Here is a 16,964-nt window from a genome sequence, read left to right as displayed (position 1 = left end):
TCTGCGGGGATTAGTGTGTTGGTGGTTGGCCTGCGCAAAGAACGTAGCGGACATACGGCGAAGGCTCAAGCACATCGTTAAAGTACAAGGAGAAGAACGTTATAGCGGAGTCTTTGATCAACTGGTAACATATGTATCGATGACGTGCTCAGGAAACGCCTGTTCCTTGAGCGCGTTGTCTTTTTTTGGAGTTAATGGTGTGTTTAATAGCGGTGATGCAGCATATATTTGAATCGAGCGAAAGCCATATTTATTAAAAAAGTGTCTTCACAATGTCCGAAGATGATGGTAATCTTGGAAGTAAGCGGTTTTTTACGCGAGGTTAAAAGTGATTCGGTGCTGTACGCAACACGGATCTACTTTTCAAATACAACACCTCTTTTAGCCTAAAAATATAAACGTTTATATTCTCCTCAGAAAAGGTTGAGGAAAGTTTAGGGTTGGAGATCCGATAAGGAACTGACGGCCAAAAATATAAACGTTTATGTTATAAACGAAGAAGGGAGGGAAAGGTATAGCTTGTAAACGAGCTGGCTAACTGATGCACAAAAGTGTAAGCGTTTATACTTTGTTGAAAGGAAAGGAGAAGGAGCATTAGATTTGAATTGCCTGTAAAGCGGCAAGCAGCCTGTTGTTTATCCATGCGGTCAACATTTTTAGGAGGGATTACATGCCTATGTCCAATGCTAGACCATCCAAAAGCCAGACCAAATTTCTGTTAGCCTTTCTTTGTTTTACCTTAGTGGCTTCCTTGTTTGGCGCAACCGCTTTGTTCCAGCCATCCAAAGCAGCCGCAGCCTCTCCTGACGATAATTTCTCCCCGGAAACTCTGCAATTCCTTCGCAATAATACGGGGCTCGATGGCGAGCAATGGAACAACATCATGAAGCTTATCAATAAACCGGAGCAGGACGATTTGAACTGGATCGAATACTACGGGTACTGCGAAGACATTACTGATGAGCGCGGGTATACGATCGGTCTTTTCGGTGCTACCACAGGCGGCTCCAGAGATACCCATCCCGATGGCCCGGAACTCTTCAAAGCCTATGACGCCGCCAAAGGAGCCAGCAACCCGTCGGCCGATGGCGCATTGAAGCGCCTTGGCATCAACGGGAAAATGAATGGCTCGATTCTGGAAATTAAAGATAGTGAGAAGGTGTTCTGCGGCAAGATTAAAAAGCTTCAAAACGATGCGGCTTGGAGAAAAGCGATGTGGGAAACATTCTATAACGTGTATATCCGGTACAGCGTTGAACAAGCGCGCCAGCGCGGCTTTGCCAGTGCGGTGACGATCGGATCGTTTGTCGATACGGCACTGAATCAAGGTGCTACCGGCGGCTCGAATACGCTTCAAGGCCTGCTTGCCCGTTCCGGCAGCAGCTCGAACGAGAAAACCTTTATGAAAAATTTCCATGCCAAACGTACCTTGGTTGTGGATACCAACAAATACAACAAGCCACCTAACGGTAAAAACCGCGTAAAACAATGGGACACTCTCGTGGATATGGGGAAAATGAATCTGAAGAACGTTGATTCCGAGATTGCTAAAGTTACGGACTGGGAAATGAAGTAAGCTCCTTCATTTTCAGGGCCCGTTATCAAGGACGGTCGCATTCTGCGGCCGTCTTTTTCATTCATGATTCCGGCTCTGACCGGCAAAGTAATGAAGAAAATGTTGTGCCGGCAACGGCTTACTGTAATAGTAGCCTTGCACGGCGTCACAGCGCTCTTGCTGAAGGAACGAAAGCTGCTCTTCCGTTTCCACGCCCTCGGCAACGACTTTCAGGTTCAAATTGTGCGCCATTGAAATAATAGTGGAAATGATCACTTCATCCTTATCATCTTTGCAAATATCCTGAATGAAAGACTTGTCGATTTTAATAATATCGATCGGAAATATCCGAATATAATTTAAGGATGAATAGCCGGTACCGAAATCGTCCACCGAAACCCGGATTCCGGTCGTCTTTAGTTCGTTTAATGTGGCGATAGTCTGCTCAGGATTTTGCATCATGGCGCCTTCTGTAATTTCCAATCCCAAATAACGGGGCTCGAATTCGGTTTCAAGCAATGTTCTTTGTATCATTCCTGCCAAGTCCGGCTGCTTGAACTGGCGGGCCGAAAGATTTACTTTCAAGGTGATCGGCGGAAAGCCCGCTTGCTGCCATTCCTTGAACTGCCTGCACGCCGTTTTCAATACCCACTCTCCGATCGGAACGATAAGTCCGGTTTCTTCAGCAAGCGGGATGAAATCGCCGGGCGAGACCATTCCCCAGTCCGGATGGTTCCACCTAATCAAGGCTTCCGCTCCGATGACGGAAGTTGTCTCCATCGTCGCATCCACCAATGGCTGATAATGCAAGACAAACTCGTTCCTCTGCAGTGCCTTTCGCAATGAATTTTGCATCTCGATTTTTTTATAAAACTCCTGGTCCATCTCTTGCGTGAAAATACGGTACGGGGCTCCGTCTCCTTCTTTTGCATAATACATAGCCCTGTCTGCTCTTTTCATGATCTCGCCCGGATGCTCCCCATCGTCCGGATAAAAGGCGATCCCTATGCTGGACGACAAATAAAATTCTTGCCCGTCCAATATAAACGGGGCTGTCCACATTTGGCTCAGATTTGACGCAATCCGAACGGCGGCCTCCTTGCTTCCCAAATCGGGAATAAACACCGTGAATTCATCTCCTCCGATTCTGGCCGGGAATGGCCGGATACCCAGCGTGTCGACAAGTCGCCCGCCAATAGCTCGAATGACCATATCTCCATAATTGTGGCCTAGCGTGTCATTGACATTTTTGAAGCCGTCAACATCCAGATATAATACGCCGACCATGGTATTGTTATGACGCGCTCTTTGAATCGCAGCTTCGAGCCGAGAGATAAACAATCGCCGATTGGGCAGATTGGTCAACTCGTCGTAGTAGAGCATTTGACGAATTTTACTTTCCGCCTCTTTTCTCTCCGTAATATCTCTGGCAATCGAGAGCATGACTTTTGATTGATTCAGCTTGACCACTCTGGAGTTTATTTCCACAGGGATTTTTCGCTGCTTTTTGGATAGGAACCAGGCTTCTGTCTTGTGCTCTTGGGATGCAGCTGGCCTTTCTTGCGCATCTTGAAGCCTTTCGTCCTGCATGGGTTTGATGATGGCTTGAGGCTTGAGCGCCAATAGCTCCTCTTTCGAATATTCCAGCATACTGCACATCACTTCATTGACTTCAAGCAATACATTCGACTCTTCGGCCTCTTCCTCAATTCTGGTGATAAAGACAGCGTCATTGGCATATTGGAACAGGTCTTTAAACATCATCTCGCTGACCTGCAGTGCTTTCACGTGTTCTCTCCTCCTTGAACAGAAATCATCCGTTTACCTTGCCGGCATATAAAAAAGCACCCTCATCAAATAAGAGGGTGCACGCGCGCGAAAAAACACGATGATGGCGACCTCCATTCGTTGAGTTTTAGCACTGCATGGCATAGGAGCTTGCGTCCAGCTACATTAAAAACCACCTTATGTCGATGGCTTCTGTTGACCCATTGGCGTCTGTCGACGTTTCTGGGCAGCAGCATTTCTCCATGCAGGAGCCTCACCTAACGAGGTTCGTATTCAATTACCCACATCATAAGTGACAAAAATCTCCTTTGTCAACACTTCTCCGATTCCTCTGACCAGTTTTTGCAAATGGCACGTTTGAGGCTTTAGCACGGATATCAGATGCTGAATGGCAACTTCGGGATCGGCGGTTTCTCCGCAAGTGTAACAATCAAGTGCCGCAAATCCTTTTTCCGGGTAAGTATGAATCGAGAGATGACTCTCGGACAATAACAGCAGCACGGTGGCCCCCTGAGGCTTAAATTGCTTCCCTTGAACGGACAGTACCGTTGCTCCGCATTTCTCGGCTGCTTCGATTAATTGGATTTGCAATAGCTCAGCGTTATTAATCCGTTCGAAATCGACCCCCCACAGGTCTGCAACAACATGTCTTCCGAATGTAGAATAGTTCATTTTCGGTTCTCCCTCTCCTGTTGGTTGAATGCAACAACAAATTACTCCGCTGCAAGAAGCAGGGAGCCGTAGGGAGCGGTCGCGAAACATGCTATTTTCCGAAGACCGGGGCAATATCACTAAGGGATAGATGGCATCGGAAGCAGCAGGGTGTGTACGTTTCCTCCCTACGCTTATGCGGTTGTAGATGGTTAGATAGACAACTACTACTGTCCATGGCGCATCATCCCCCCTTTGTTTCCAGTCTCTCGAAGCGTCAAATATAGACAAAGGAATCGTACTTCCCGTCCTTCGAAATGTCAATCTTTTTTAGAATCGCTCCCCAAAATAAATTTTTCTTGACAATCGTAAATTCTCGACTTAAGATGGCAGAGGAATTGAATACGTCCTCGTTAGGTGAGGCTCCTATATAAACACAGGCCACTGCCCAGAAATATCGAAAGATGCCCATGGGTAGAACAGGGATTGCCGGATTAAGGCTTTTCATAAAGTGGCTAAGAGAAAATTTGTTCTCTTTACGTTATATAGTGCCAAAACTCGACTAGGGGGAAACGAAGCTTTTTTGGCGTGCTTTATTATCCCTCTAGCGGTTCTAGAGGGATTTTTATTTTGTAAAGGGGGGAATTTTGTATGGACAGTAGTCCGAGTTATCGATCGCGTCGCTGCAATCAAGACTATACAGAGGGAGAACTGAAAGTTCTTTGCTCTCCAATCTTTTCCATATTTAAATTCCCGCAAAAAAATCATTCCGTGTGGGTTTATTTAAGTATGCGTATTTGATGTGTGAGCGCAAAGTACACGGTTCGGCAAAGCTCTCTCTGGTAAACGGAGAGAGCTTTTTTTGTGCCGTTTTTGAATCGAGAGGAGGAAACCAAATGAGAACACCGACGAAAGACAAAGAGAAAGTGACACAAGAGATCGCAGAGCGTCTCATTCAAGCATCGGTTTCGCTGGAAGAAAATGTAATGAAGGATTTGGAAACCAGCCCACAAGGCCTTAGTGAAACCGAAGCCAAAAGAAGGCTTGAAATCCACGGGAAAAACCAAGTTGCCCACGACAAACCGCCGGCTTGGTTTATTCAATTGCTTTCCTGCTTTAAAAATCCGTTCATCCTGATTTTGCTGTGCTTGGCAGGATTTTCTTACTTTATGGACGATGATATCCAAGCCGTCGTCATCATTACGACCATGGTCACCGTCAGCGTCATCATTACATTTACCCAAGAGTACCGTTCGACACGGACGGCGGAAAAGCTTAAGGCGATGGTGAAAACGACGTCATCTGTAAGCCGCCAGTCGGGGCGCAAAGAGATTGACATGGAGCTTTTGGTGCCGGGGGATATCATCCATCTCTCTGCCGGCGACATGGTACCGGCCGATGTAAGGCTGATCGCATCGAAGGACTTGCACGTCGGAGAATCGGCTCTCACGGGAGAAGCGATGCCCGTTGAGAAAAGCGATACTCTCCCGCCTGACGTAGTAAAAAACAAGTCGCAGAACAAGCAAATGAATGCTCTTGAATTGAACAATATGTGTTACATGGGGACCAACGTGATCAGCGGTTCGGCTACGGCTGTCGTCGTATCGACCGGCGCCAATACGTATTTTGGTTCCATGGCAGACACGCTTATCGGTAAAACACCGCTTACCAGCTTTGACAAGGGAGTCAAAAGCATCACCTTTGTTCTGATCCGCTTCATGCTCATCATGGTTCCCATCATCTTCGTAATCAACGGCTTTACGAAAGGGGAATGGTGGGAAGCTCTGTTATTCGGTCTATCGGTCGCGGTCGGTTTGACACCGGAAATGCTGCCGGTGATTGTTGCCGGGAATCTGGCGAAAGGTGCGGCTACCATGGCCCGCAATAAGGTTGTCGTCAAGCGTCTTAACGCCATTCAAAATTTCGGAGCCATGGACATTTTATGTACGGACAAAACCGGAACCTTGACGCAGGATAAAATCATTTTGGAAAAGCATCTCGATGTTCAAGGCAAAGAAGACAAGAAGGTGCTGGAATACGCATATTTGAACAGCTATCACCAAACCGGACTCAAAAACCTGCTGGATGTGGCCGTACTGGAGCATGCCGAGCTTACCCATGTTTTGGGCGTCGAGAAAAACTATACGAAAATCGATGAAATCCCGTTCGATTTCAACCGCCGGCGAATGTCTGTCGTACTGGAGACAAAAGGCAACGGTCATACGCTCATTTGCAAAGGAGCGATGGAAGAGGTCCTCGGCATCTGTTCACACGTGTCCGTCAACGGGCAATTGATCCCCCTTACGGAGGAGCTTGTCGAGAAGGTGCAGCTGCTTGTCCATAATTTGAACCTGGACGGCTTGCGCGTTCTTGCCGTGGCCATCAAAGAAACCGAGTGCCGGGATGAGGCCTATGGGGTGGAGGATGAAAAAGATCTTGTTCTCGTCGGATACCTTGCCTTCCTGGACCCTCCGAAGGAAACTGCGAAAATGGCGATTCGGGCGCTGAAGGAAAACGGCGTCGACATCAAGGTCATTACAGGCGACAATGCGGCGGTTACCCGTAAAGTATGCAAAGATGTAGGCATCAAAGTAAATGACATTTTGCTGGGCAGCTCCATCGATGCCTTAGCTGACGAGCAATTGGCCGATATTGCGGAGAAGACAACGGTGTTTGCGAAAGTAAATCCGCTGCAAAAAGCAAGAATCGTGAAAGTGCTGAAAAGCAAAGGGCATACCGTCGGCTTTATGGGGGATGGAATCAACGACGCTGTTTCCTTGAAGGAAGCGGATGTCGGGATTTCCGTCGATACGGCCGTCGATATCGCCAAGGAATCCGCCGATATCATTCTATTGGAGAAGAGCCTGATGGTGTTGGAGCAAGGGGTCATTCAAGGACGCATCACATTCGGCAACATGATTAAATACATTAAGATGACCGCCAGCTCCAACTTTGGCAATGTGTTTAGCGTATTGGTGGCGAGCGCATTTATTCCGTTTTTGCCGATGCTTCCGATTCATTTGCTCATCCAAAATCTGTTTTACGATATTTCGCAGCTCTCCATCCCTTGGGACAAGATGGATAAAGAATATTTGCGCAAACCGCAAAAATGGAATGCCAAGTCGGTCAGCAGATTTATGCTTTTCATCGGTCCGATCAGCTCGATTTTCGATATTACGACCTATGCGTTGATGTGGTATATTTTCTCGGCCAATTCCGTCGATCACCAAACCTTGTTCCAGTCCGGCTGGTTCATTGAAGGATTGCTTTCGCAAACGCTAATCGTGCACATGATCCGTACCGAAAAAATTCCGTTTATTCAAAGTACGGCGAGCGCTCCCGTCGTGCTCCTGACATGCTTGATTATGGCGATGGGCATTTATCTGCCTTTCAGCGGTTTTGGGGGAAGCATCGGTCTGGAGCCACTTCCGATGTCATACTTCCCTTGGCTAGTAGCGACGCTGTTATCTTACTGCGTACTAACTCAACTGATCAAAAAATGGTACATCCGCAAATTCAACGAATGGTTGTAAGTAAACTGTGGAACATAACGGTTGCCTTCACTGAAGGATAAGAGGAACATTCCATGAAAAATTTGAAAATAGCTCGCAAAATTTCGATCATCACCTTACTTGCGGTAGTTTTCTTGGTTGGTCTGGGTATCACCAGCTACTTCTTTATTGTCAGCTCGAATCATAATGCGGATGCGATGTATGATGATGACTCGTCGGTATCGTGGATCGGTACCGTTTCAAGCGATGTACAGGCGATGAACAGCAAGCTTTTGGAGCATGTGCTGGTTGCTGATCTTCCCAATAAAAAAGCACTGGAAGATGAAATCCATCGTCGGGCAGCTTCAACGAACCAGACGATCGACAAGCTTGAAGCAGCTCTGAACAGCGAATCGGATTCGAAAACTGGAATAGCCGCATTAAAGCAGTCTTTGATCCATTATGCCGAAGTACGGCAGCAAGTGATCGATTTTTCGCAAAAAGGCCAGACCCAGGACGCCTATCTTTACTATCAAATGCACATGACGAAAATCATGGAAGATATCGATCACACGATCGACGGGCTGCAGAAGGAACGGTTAGCTATTGCGATGCAGCGCAACGGCGAAAGAAGCCGGCTTCATTCGAACCTGATTCAAATTTTTATCTTCACCCTCGTTTTCTCCATCGGTTTGTTTTATTTTCTCGGACGATGGATCACCGAGCTTATTGTCGGGCCGATCCAGCAGCTGCAGGATTTGATGTCCAAAGCCGCTTCAGGCGATTTGGCGGTTCAGACCGAATATCGCTCTAATGATGAAATCGGCGAATTGAATCAATCGTTCGATTCCATGCTTCGAGGGTTAAGACAATTGATCCACAAAGTGCAAAATAACGCGGAGCAGTTATCGCGCAACGCCTGGAAATTCGCTTCTAAATCGGAAGAAAGCACACAAGCGGCAAATCTCATTGCCGCTTCTTCCGAGAAGCTGACGCTCGATTTGCGGAATCAGGAAGAAGGCTTGACGCAATCCGTGCAAACGATCCATCGCATGAAAAGCCATATCGATCTCATTCATCGACAGAGCCAAAATATGACGGCCTTGATGGATGCGGCCGCCTTCTCTTCGCGCCAAGGGTCCGTTTCGGCAAACGCCATGCGCGACCAAATGGATGCCATTTACAAGAAAGTTCGCGCTTCGGAGAAACATGTAGACATTTTAGCGGAGCGCTCTCGGCAAATCGGTCAGATCACTTGCTTGATTGCGGATATCTCCGAGCAGACCAAATTGCTTGCCATAAACGCTGCGATCGAAGCCGCACGCGCCGGGGAAGCCGGCAAAAGCTTTCATGTCGTTGCCCAGGAAGTAAGAAAATTGTCGGATCAAACCAACAAGGCGACAAAGGAAATCGGGGAGATGCTAAACCAAATTCAGCTTCAAACCAAGGAAGTGGTCTTGTCGATGAAGGCGGGAAGTGAGCATGCCTTAACGGGCGTGCAAATGACCGATCAAGTAAGCAATTCCCTTCATTCTAATGAAGAATCGTTTCGAAGAGCGACGGAACAGGCCGAAGCGGTTTCGGAACTGTTTAGAACATTGGTTGAAGGCAGCGAGCAAATCATCGGCGTGGTGAATCAAGTATCGATAGTGTCCCAGCAAGGTGTGATCCTTAGCGAAGAAACCTCGGCAGCGAATGAAACCCAGCTTGCCGCCATGGCGGATATCTCTTTATCTGCCAGGTCTCTATCAGAGATGGCGGAACAACTGCAGAAAGAAACAGATCTATTTATTGTGTAAGGCTATGATGAACATCCTCATCATAGCCTTTTTGGTGGTGGTCGGGGGGATTGGCTACCATCCGACTTTAATAATTAAACCTTTTGGCCTGCTTGTTTCCAGATAGGCAGCTTGATTGTTAACGTCGTCATAAGCAAAGCCGTAGGCTAAACCGTCAATGGCGTGAGTATGCCAAAATTTCGAATAATAGTTGGCTGGAGCAGCTTGATAATAGTTGCCGACGATGTTCCAATTATTATCCGTATAGACATGTCTGTTGATTGCAGCACAAGTTTGAGCGTTGGTGACCGCCCCATCACACCTGAGAATGTCCTGTGTGGAAAAGCCGGAATAACCTGCAAAGTAATTGGCGTTAACGCCGCCGGCGGCAAAAGAACCGCGAACGGGAGCGACGATTCGGTAGGGAGCTTGAATTGTACCTAGCGATGTAAATTGTGAAGGCACTTCTTTGGAAAATTTGGAAAATAAACCGGAGCGGGTTTCAACTTCCAATTCGCCGACGGTTCGATCATAATTTCCTTCTACATTTACAAGTCTGTGTTGAATAGGGAAACCGAACATATCGACTCTGGTCGTGTTTCCATGATATCCTGTCGCGTCAATCGTAAATTCGATAAAGTCAAAATATACATTGAGATTCGGGTCATTCGGATTATTAATATCCGGTCCGGCAAACCCGTTATCATAAGTTTTAATGTAGCATTCCGTGGCCACGCAAAGGAACATTCTTCCGGAGGTTATTTTTGGCAGACTTACCCACGGAGCATCGCTAACTTTATGATAAAAGTTTGCATAGTTGATGCCGTTTTTCGATAAATGTCCGGGAGCATCGTTAAGCGCAAGCGAAATAGGCAGCAAATTGCCGTTTAGGTCCAAATAACTCCACTTTCCATTCGCCGGATTAATCCCGAGAACACCCCAGAAGATCTGACTATCCGAGTAAGCGCCATTGGTCCCATTCATGACCTTAAACGACATTACACCGTTTCCGGTCGGTGCGGGTATGGAGGAGGCAGGTATGGAGTATATGGAAGATGACGAACTTGAATCTGCAGAAGCGCTTGCACGAATTGGAGGGGGGATGATCATTTGAATCAGTATCATCATTGCACAAATAACAGAAGAGACACGTCCAAACTTCTTCTTAAGGTACATAAAAGCACTCCTTCCTAAAGTTCATTTAGCCCTGCATTTATTTGCTGCGATGGTTCAACAAATATCACCTCCTGCTTATATATACTACCTGATTAGGGAAAAAGTGTTCTATCCGAAAAATGACTACGTTGAACATGATTGTGACTTGTTAGCTGCCGGGCGGGCAGTCCTAAAACTTGGCGGGTTTTCGCAGTTGCTTTTTACATGAAAATCATTGTTGAAAATAAGGTATTTATCACAAAAATGTTAATCAGGTAACTAAAATTGTAGCGCTAGCGGGCCAGTGCTTCTTATAATAGGCTCACGACCGAATGTATAACATTCCCATTTTGTCCCACTTATTTCCTTCTCGGATAGACAAAGGAGGCGGTATAAATGTAGATCCTGCGAAGGAAAGGAGGATTTCCGCCTTTGCCTAACTCGTGCCATTTAAAAAGGAAGGAGTTAAAATCATGACAATTGCTTTGTCTATAGCTAAGCGTACCACGATGCTTTTTATGATCTTCGCCTTAGTTATTAACATTTCTTATGAAACCGGCACTTTTGCGGCTGAAGCACATGTGAATAATCCGTTTCTGGGAGCGACGGAGTATGTGAACCCCGATTATGCCGCTCTTATCGACACGTCGATCGCACGGGTGAGCGATAGCGCGCTGATTGCAAAGATGCGGAAGGTTAAATCGTACCCGACAGCTATATGGCTCGATCGTATCGCGGCGATTAAAGGCGGCGCTGCGAACGGTGGCCGCAGGAGCCTTGTGGAAACGATGGATGCCGTATTAGCGCAAAAGAATGGCAATACCCCGATCACTGTCATGTTCGTTATCTATAACATGCCGGGGCGAGATTGCCATGCACTTGCGTCGAACGGAGAACTACCGTTGACTCCCGAAGGTTTACAGACGTATAAGAAGCAATATATTGACCCGATCGCAGAGATATTCTCCAACCCGAAATACCGAAACATCCGGATTGTAACGGTGATCGAACCGGACTCGTTACCCAATCTCGTCACGAATCTGAACGATCCGAAGTGTGCACAGGCTAACTCCACGAATATTTACCGGGATGCCAATCAGTACGCGCTGGATAAGCTGCATGAGATCCCTAATGTTTACACCTACTTGGACATCGGCCACTCCGGGTGGCTTGGCTGGGATTCGAACCGTCAGCCTGCCATCGACCTTTTTACCACTGTGGTGGCGGGGAGCAGAGACGGGCTTGCAAGCGTCGACGGGTTTATCACCAACACGGCGAACACTACTCCGTTGGAGGAGCCTTATCTGACCGATCCGAGCTTGACAATTGACGGACAGCAGTTGAGGTCTGCGAATTTCTATCAATGGAATCCGTACTTTGATGAAGCGGATTTCACTGCAGCATTATATGCTGGATTTGTGGCGAAGGGCTGGCCCGAAAGTATCGGCTTCCTGATTGATACTTCTCGCAACGGATGGGGCGGTCCAGGCCGGCCGACCGGCGCAAGCGGCAATAGCGTTAACGAATACGCCAATTCCGGCCGTATCGATAAACGTTTTCACCGCGGAAATTGGTGCAATCCCTCCGGTGCAGGTATGGGGCAGCCTCCAACGGCAGCACCCTCAGGGTACCCTGAATCACATCTCGACGCGTTCGTATGGGTAAAACCTCCGGGGGAGTCGGACGGCTCAAGCTCAGAGATTCCAAATAACGAGGGCAAGGGGTTCGACAGAATGTGTGATCCTACGTATATAAGCAGCAATGGTACGCCGACGGGAGCATTGCCTGATGCCCCGTTATCCGGTCATTGGTTCCACAACCAGTTCCTGCAACTTATACAGAACGCTTATCCGGAAATCCCCGTCGATAATTCAACGGTACCGGCTGCTCCAACCGGTCTGACAGCTACGGCCGGTAACGCGCAAGCCATGCTGAACTGGACATCTTCAGAAGGCGCGACGAGCTACAACGTTAAGCGTGCGATAACTAGCGGCGGTCCGTATACGACGGTGGCTGCCGAGGTGGCAGGAACAGGTTACAAAGACATAGGCTTGATCAATGGGACGACATACTACTATGTTGTGAGCGCATTGAACAGCTCGGGAGAAAGTCCGAACTCCATGCAAGTGAACGTGACACCGCAAGGAACGGTGCCTTCTCAGAATTTGATCGTACAATATCGGGCAGCGGATACCGACGTCAATAATGGCCAGATCAAAGCGCATTTCAATATCAAGAATAACGGAACGACTTCCGTTCGATTAAGCGACCTCAAACTCCGGTACTACTTTACGAAAGACGGCATATCAGAGATGAACGCATGGATCGATTGGGCACAAGTGGGAGCTGAAAATATTCAACAATCGTTCGTTAGCGCAAGCGGCGTCAATACGGACACCTACGTCGAGCTCAGCTTCGCTTCGGGGGCCGGTTCTATCCCGGCAGGCGGACAGTCTGGCGAAATCCAGCTCCGAATGTCCAAAGCGGACTGGTCAAACTTGAACGAATCGAACGACTACTCGTTCGATGGGACCAAGACATCGTTTGCGGATTGGGACAAAGTGACGCTTTTCCGGAACGGAACTCTTGTCTGGGGAATCCAACCTTAAAAAAACTATGGAACATTTATCAATTGGTTCCAAGAGAGGATGGACAGGATGAAATTAAAAATGATCTTGCTTCGCACGCTGGTATGCCTTTTGCTCTTCAGTCTGTTTTGTTCTTCGCTTCCTTCGACTAAGGCTGCGACAACCTGGAACTTGGTATGGAGCGACGAATTTAACGGAAACTTCGGCGCTGCGCCGGATTCCCGAAAATGGAAGTATGATATCGGAGGCAGCGGCTGGGGCAATAATGAACTGCAGTACTATACGGACAGCAGGAACAATTCGTATTTGGATGGTAACGGGAACTTGGTCATTAAAGCTGTTAAAGAAAATTTCGGGGGAAATTCTTATACTTCCGCCCGCTTGCTCACAAAAGGATTATTCACGCAAGCTTACGGAAAGTTTGAAGCGCGCATCAAGCTGCCGTTTGGCAAAGGAATCTGGCCCGCCTTCTGGATGCTCGGAGATAACTTGGATTCGGCAGGGTGGCCTAACAGCGGTGAAATTGATATTATGGAGCATCTTGGTCATGATTCCTCTACGATTTACGGCACTGTGCACGGTCCCGGCTATTCCGGTTCGGGCGGAATCGGCAAATCCTACACGCTGCCGAACGGACAGCTGTTTAAAGACGCATTCCATGTGATTTCTATGGAGTGGGAACCTACGCAAATCCGCTGGTATGTGGACGGGAATCTTTATCACACATTCAATAAAAGTCAGCTTGGCTCGGGGCAAACATGGGTGTTCGACCATCCGTTTTTTATGATCATGAATTTGGCCGTAGGCGGGAATTGGCCGGGGGATCCGGACGCCGGTACGACGTTTCCGCAAATGATGCTGGTTGATTATGTACGAGTGTATAAGGCAGGGTCTACGCCCGTAGAGCCGGGAGCGGTATATAAGCTGATCAATGTGAACAGCGGCAAAGCTCTTGATGTTTATGCCGCGGGTACGGCTGACGGAACGAACGTGCAGATCTACACGGATAACAACACGCCCGCCCAAAGATGGCAAGTAATCCGCAATGCAGACGGGAGCTATAGGCTGACGAATCCGCAAAGCGGCAAATCCTTGGATGTCGCCGACGCAGGAACAGCCGATGGAACCAATGTCCAGATATGGTCAAGTAATGAATCTGTCGCGCAAAAATGGAATATTGTCGATTATGGCGATGGCAGCTTCAAGCTGATAAATACCGGTAGTGGAAAAGCATTGGACGTCAGTTCCGCGGGAACTGCCGATGGGACCAATGTGCAAATTTGGTCCGATAACAACACGTCCGCCCAGAAGTGGAGAATGATCAAGCTTTAGTCGATGATCGAACGACAAACCGAAAGCGGCCTCCGCCTAGGAGAGCGGCCTTCGGTTTTTTTAGCTCTTTAGAGCTATCGGGGATTCATAACGCCGACACAGACATACTCTACATGTGTATAGTATATTTCATTTGCAGTAAATCGATCATTAAGGTTAAGGGGGAGATTATCATCATGGAAGTCGCAATCATGCTTTACGATGGAATCACAGCTTTGGATGCCATTGGTCCGTATGAAGTATTTTCAGCCACCATGAAATGTAACGTGAAGTTTATCGGGAAGAAAAAAGGGATCGTCCAAATGGACTCCAAGATGGGTTATTTGCACGCCGATTACAGCTTTTCCGAAATAACTTCAGCCGATATTCTTGTCGTTCCCGGCTGCAGTCCGCCTAATTATAAAACGCCAATGAACGACGAAGAAACGCTGGAGTGGATTCGCCAAATTCACGGGACCGCGAAATGGACGACGTCGGTTTGTAACGGCTCTTTGATTTTGAGCGCCGCAGGCTTGTTGAACGGAGCGACGGCTACTTGCCATTGGGGTTCCTTCGACCTGCTCCGTTCTCTTGGAGCCATTCCGACAGACGAGAGAGTGGTTCGCCATGGTCAAATCGTAACGGCAGCCGGCGTTTCTTCCGGTATCGATATGGCGCTTCAATTGGCGGCATGGGAATTCGGGGAAGATGTGAGTAAAGCGGTCCAATTAATCTTGGAATACGATCCCCAGCCTCCGTTTGATACGGGTTCGTTAAAGAAAGCGCCGGCTCCGCTGGTTGAGCGGGTAAGAGAGGTGCTTCAAGAGCTTTCAGAGAAAGATCCCGGATAAGGTACGGGTATCGGCATGGTCGTCGTTTCAACGAGGAAGCCTGCTATCGCTTATCAATAAACGATGCAGGCTTTTTCAGTTACAGGGAATGTGCTCTCCTAGTTTAATTCAATTTATACAGATTCCACTTTTGAGCGTTCGAACCATTATCGTCCCAGATTTGAACGTTCGTGCCATTCTCGGTCCCGCCGGCATTTACATCCAAAGCTCTGCCGCTGTTGCTGTCGATTAATTTGTAGGCGCCGCCTGCATCGACAATGCGCCACTTCTGATTGGCGCCGCCGCCGTAATTCCATATTTGTGCATTCGCGCCATTCCAACTCCCGGCTGCATCCAAAGCTTTATTGGTATATTCTTTAACCACTTTATACAGTCCGCCACCTACATCGGTAATCACCCATCGCTGAGCGCCAGAGCCGTTATCTTCCCAGATTTGTACATTCGCACCGTCATCGTTACTGCCGGCGGCTACATCCAGAGCTTTTCCGCTCCCGACATTAATCAGTTTGTAGGTTTTGCCGGAAATGATGCCGTCGCGGGGCGGTGCCGGATTCATTTTACTTTTGACAAACTTGCCGGAAGCCGATAATTGCGCATCGGACCATCCTCCATATGGACTTGCGCCAGGCAGTAATGCAGCAGATACTTCAGCTTTATCGCATAACGACCAATTGACCCAACTTAAATTCCGGCTATCCATAAAGTCAATCCATTGCTGCGACTCCGGAAGGAAAGGGCCGCCATCGCCGGAAGCGTCACTCGTTCCCCACTCTGTAATGAACACAGCTATTCCTTTGCTTCTCGCATAGTCTATGCGATCTCTCAGCCATTGACCGTGAGTCCCGGCATAGAAATGCACGGTATACATAACGTTATTGTAAGAGAGCGGATTGTCCGCCGCATGGTGCACATCCTGACTCCATGTTCCGGTCCCTACGATAATGGTACTGTCCGGATCAATGGAGCGGATGACCGGGATGACTTCCTCCGCATAAGGCTTTATACTGCCATTCCACGTGACGTTACTTCCATTCGGCTCGTTGCAGATTTCATAAATGACGTTCGGGTAACTATGGTACAATGAGGCCATTTCCCGGAAAAAATCTTTTGCTTCTTGTTTATAGACGTTCGGATCTCTTTCCTCCAGTACATGCCAGTCGATGATGACATAGATGCCAAGATCAATCGCGGCTTGAACGGCCTCTTTCATCTTATTTTTTTGCAGCGAAGGATTTTTAATATAGCCATCTTGACCACCTGTATAGAGCGCCGCACGAAATACGTTGATTCCCCAATTGTCTCTCAACCATTTGATGCTGTCTTTGTTCACAAACTGTCCAAACCACTGCATCCCATGGGAACTCATCCCCTTTAATCGGACGGCCTGCCCCGCCTGGTTCACCAACTGGCTTCCGGAAACGCTCAGTTGACCGTTTTGGGCGACGAACGTACTTGCTTCGGCCATTGCCGCGCTTGCCGGAACGAAATTCACGGACAGCATGACAGCGACAAGAAATGCGCATAGCAACGAAACCATTCTTTTCAGCATATGAACATTACCTCCTCATCATTTTTTTCTCTCCTTGTTGTCGTGCCGACGGTTAAAGTACCTCCCTCCCATAAATTGTCTTTATTTTACCGATTCGGCAGGAGGACATCTATCCATGGCGTGATATCGTTGACACTTTCATGACTTGTTTCAAAACGATCACGCATAATTGGGCAAAAAAGTAACAAAAGTGTCAATCTTACATTAAAAATGCTAGAGCGAAAACCTTACGAATTGTATAATATCG

The 16,964-nt window shown here is 47.8% G+C and carries 10 protein-coding genes and 2 riboswitches; of the genes, 6 read left to right on the top strand and 4 right to left on the bottom strand.

The features are described from left to right. Positions 1-670 precede the first annotated feature (670 nt). Positions 671-1,576 (top strand): chitosanase, encoded by a 906-nt coding sequence (locus ET33_RS09560; protein ID WP_200879194.1) that lies wholly within the window; start codon positions 671-673, stop codon positions 1,574-1,576. 57 nt (positions 1,577-1,633) lie between these two features. On the opposite strand, the gene ET33_RS09555 is transcribed toward ET33_RS09560, so the two are convergent. Next, complete coding sequence (locus tag ET33_RS09555) at positions 1,634-3,343, bottom strand: sensor domain-containing protein (RefSeq protein WP_051775212.1); 1,710 nt, start codon at positions 3,341-3,343, stop codon at positions 1,634-1,636. Positions 3,344-3,447: 104 nt separating this feature from the next. Further along, positions 3,448-3,615: riboswitch (M-box (ykoK) riboswitch) on the bottom strand. A gap of 1 nt (position 3,616) precedes the next feature. After that, a complete protein-coding gene (gene speD, locus ET33_RS09550; RefSeq protein WP_036679781.1) occupies positions 3,617-4,015 on the bottom strand; it encodes an adenosylmethionine decarboxylase in 399 nt (132 codons plus the stop codon). Positions 4,016-4,396: 381 nt separating this feature from the next. Beyond that, positions 4,397-4,570: riboswitch (M-box (ykoK) riboswitch) on the top strand. A gap of 320 nt (positions 4,571-4,890) precedes the next feature. Here speD and mgtA point away from each other — a divergent pair. After that, positions 4,891-7,527: a magnesium-translocating P-type ATPase gene (gene mgtA / locus ET33_RS09540; protein ID WP_036679779.1), complete on the top strand. Its 2,637-nt coding sequence runs from the start codon at positions 4,891-4,893 to the stop codon at positions 7,525-7,527. Between the two features lie 53 nt (positions 7,528-7,580). Next, positions 7,581-9,284 (top strand): methyl-accepting chemotaxis protein, encoded by a 1,704-nt coding sequence (locus ET33_RS09535; RefSeq protein WP_036679778.1) that lies wholly within the window; start codon positions 7,581-7,583, stop codon positions 9,282-9,284. Between the two features lie 54 nt (positions 9,285-9,338). On the opposite strand, the gene ET33_RS09530 is transcribed toward ET33_RS09535, so the two are convergent. Continuing rightward, entirely contained in the window at positions 9,339-10,373 is a 1,035-nt protein-coding gene (locus ET33_RS09530) for a glycoside hydrolase family 64 protein (protein WP_407668088.1), read from the bottom strand. A 554-nt stretch (positions 10,374-10,927) separates the two neighbouring features. On the opposite strand from ET33_RS09530, the gene ET33_RS09525 reads away from it, so the two are divergent. The 3 genes from ET33_RS09525 (at position 10,928) to ET33_RS09515 (ending at position 15,168) form a co-directional block, all read left to right on the top strand. Next, the gene (locus ET33_RS09525) at positions 10,928-13,027 is read left to right on the top strand and encodes a glycoside hydrolase family 6 protein (RefSeq protein ID WP_235206681.1); all 2,100 of its coding nucleotides are present in this window, start codon (positions 10,928-10,930) and stop codon (positions 13,025-13,027) included. A gap of 48 nt (positions 13,028-13,075) precedes the next feature. Then, positions 13,076-14,338 (top strand): RICIN domain-containing protein, encoded by a 1,263-nt coding sequence (locus ET33_RS09520; protein ID WP_152570612.1) that lies wholly within the window; start codon positions 13,076-13,078, stop codon positions 14,336-14,338. Positions 14,339-14,514: 176 nt separating this feature from the next. Beyond that, entirely contained in the window at positions 14,515-15,168 is a 654-nt protein-coding gene (locus ET33_RS09515; protein WP_036679771.1) for a DJ-1/PfpI family protein, read from the top strand. Between the two features lie 103 nt (positions 15,169-15,271). Here ET33_RS09515 and ET33_RS09510 read toward each other — a convergent pair whose 3' ends face one another. Continuing rightward, positions 15,272-16,717, bottom strand: coding sequence for a cellulase family glycosylhydrolase (locus tag ET33_RS09510; RefSeq protein WP_051775209.1), 1,446 nt, complete (start codon positions 16,715-16,717; stop codon positions 15,272-15,274). Positions 16,718-16,964: the final 247 nt, after the last annotated feature.

Source organism: Paenibacillus tyrphae (genome assembly GCF_000722545.1).
GTDB classification, from domain to species: domain Bacteria; phylum Bacillota; class Bacilli; order Paenibacillales; family NBRC-103111; genus Paenibacillus_G; species Paenibacillus_G tyrfis.
The sequence above is the reverse complement of the archived record's forward strand: the minus strand, read 5'-3'. Positions and strand labels throughout refer to the sequence as shown.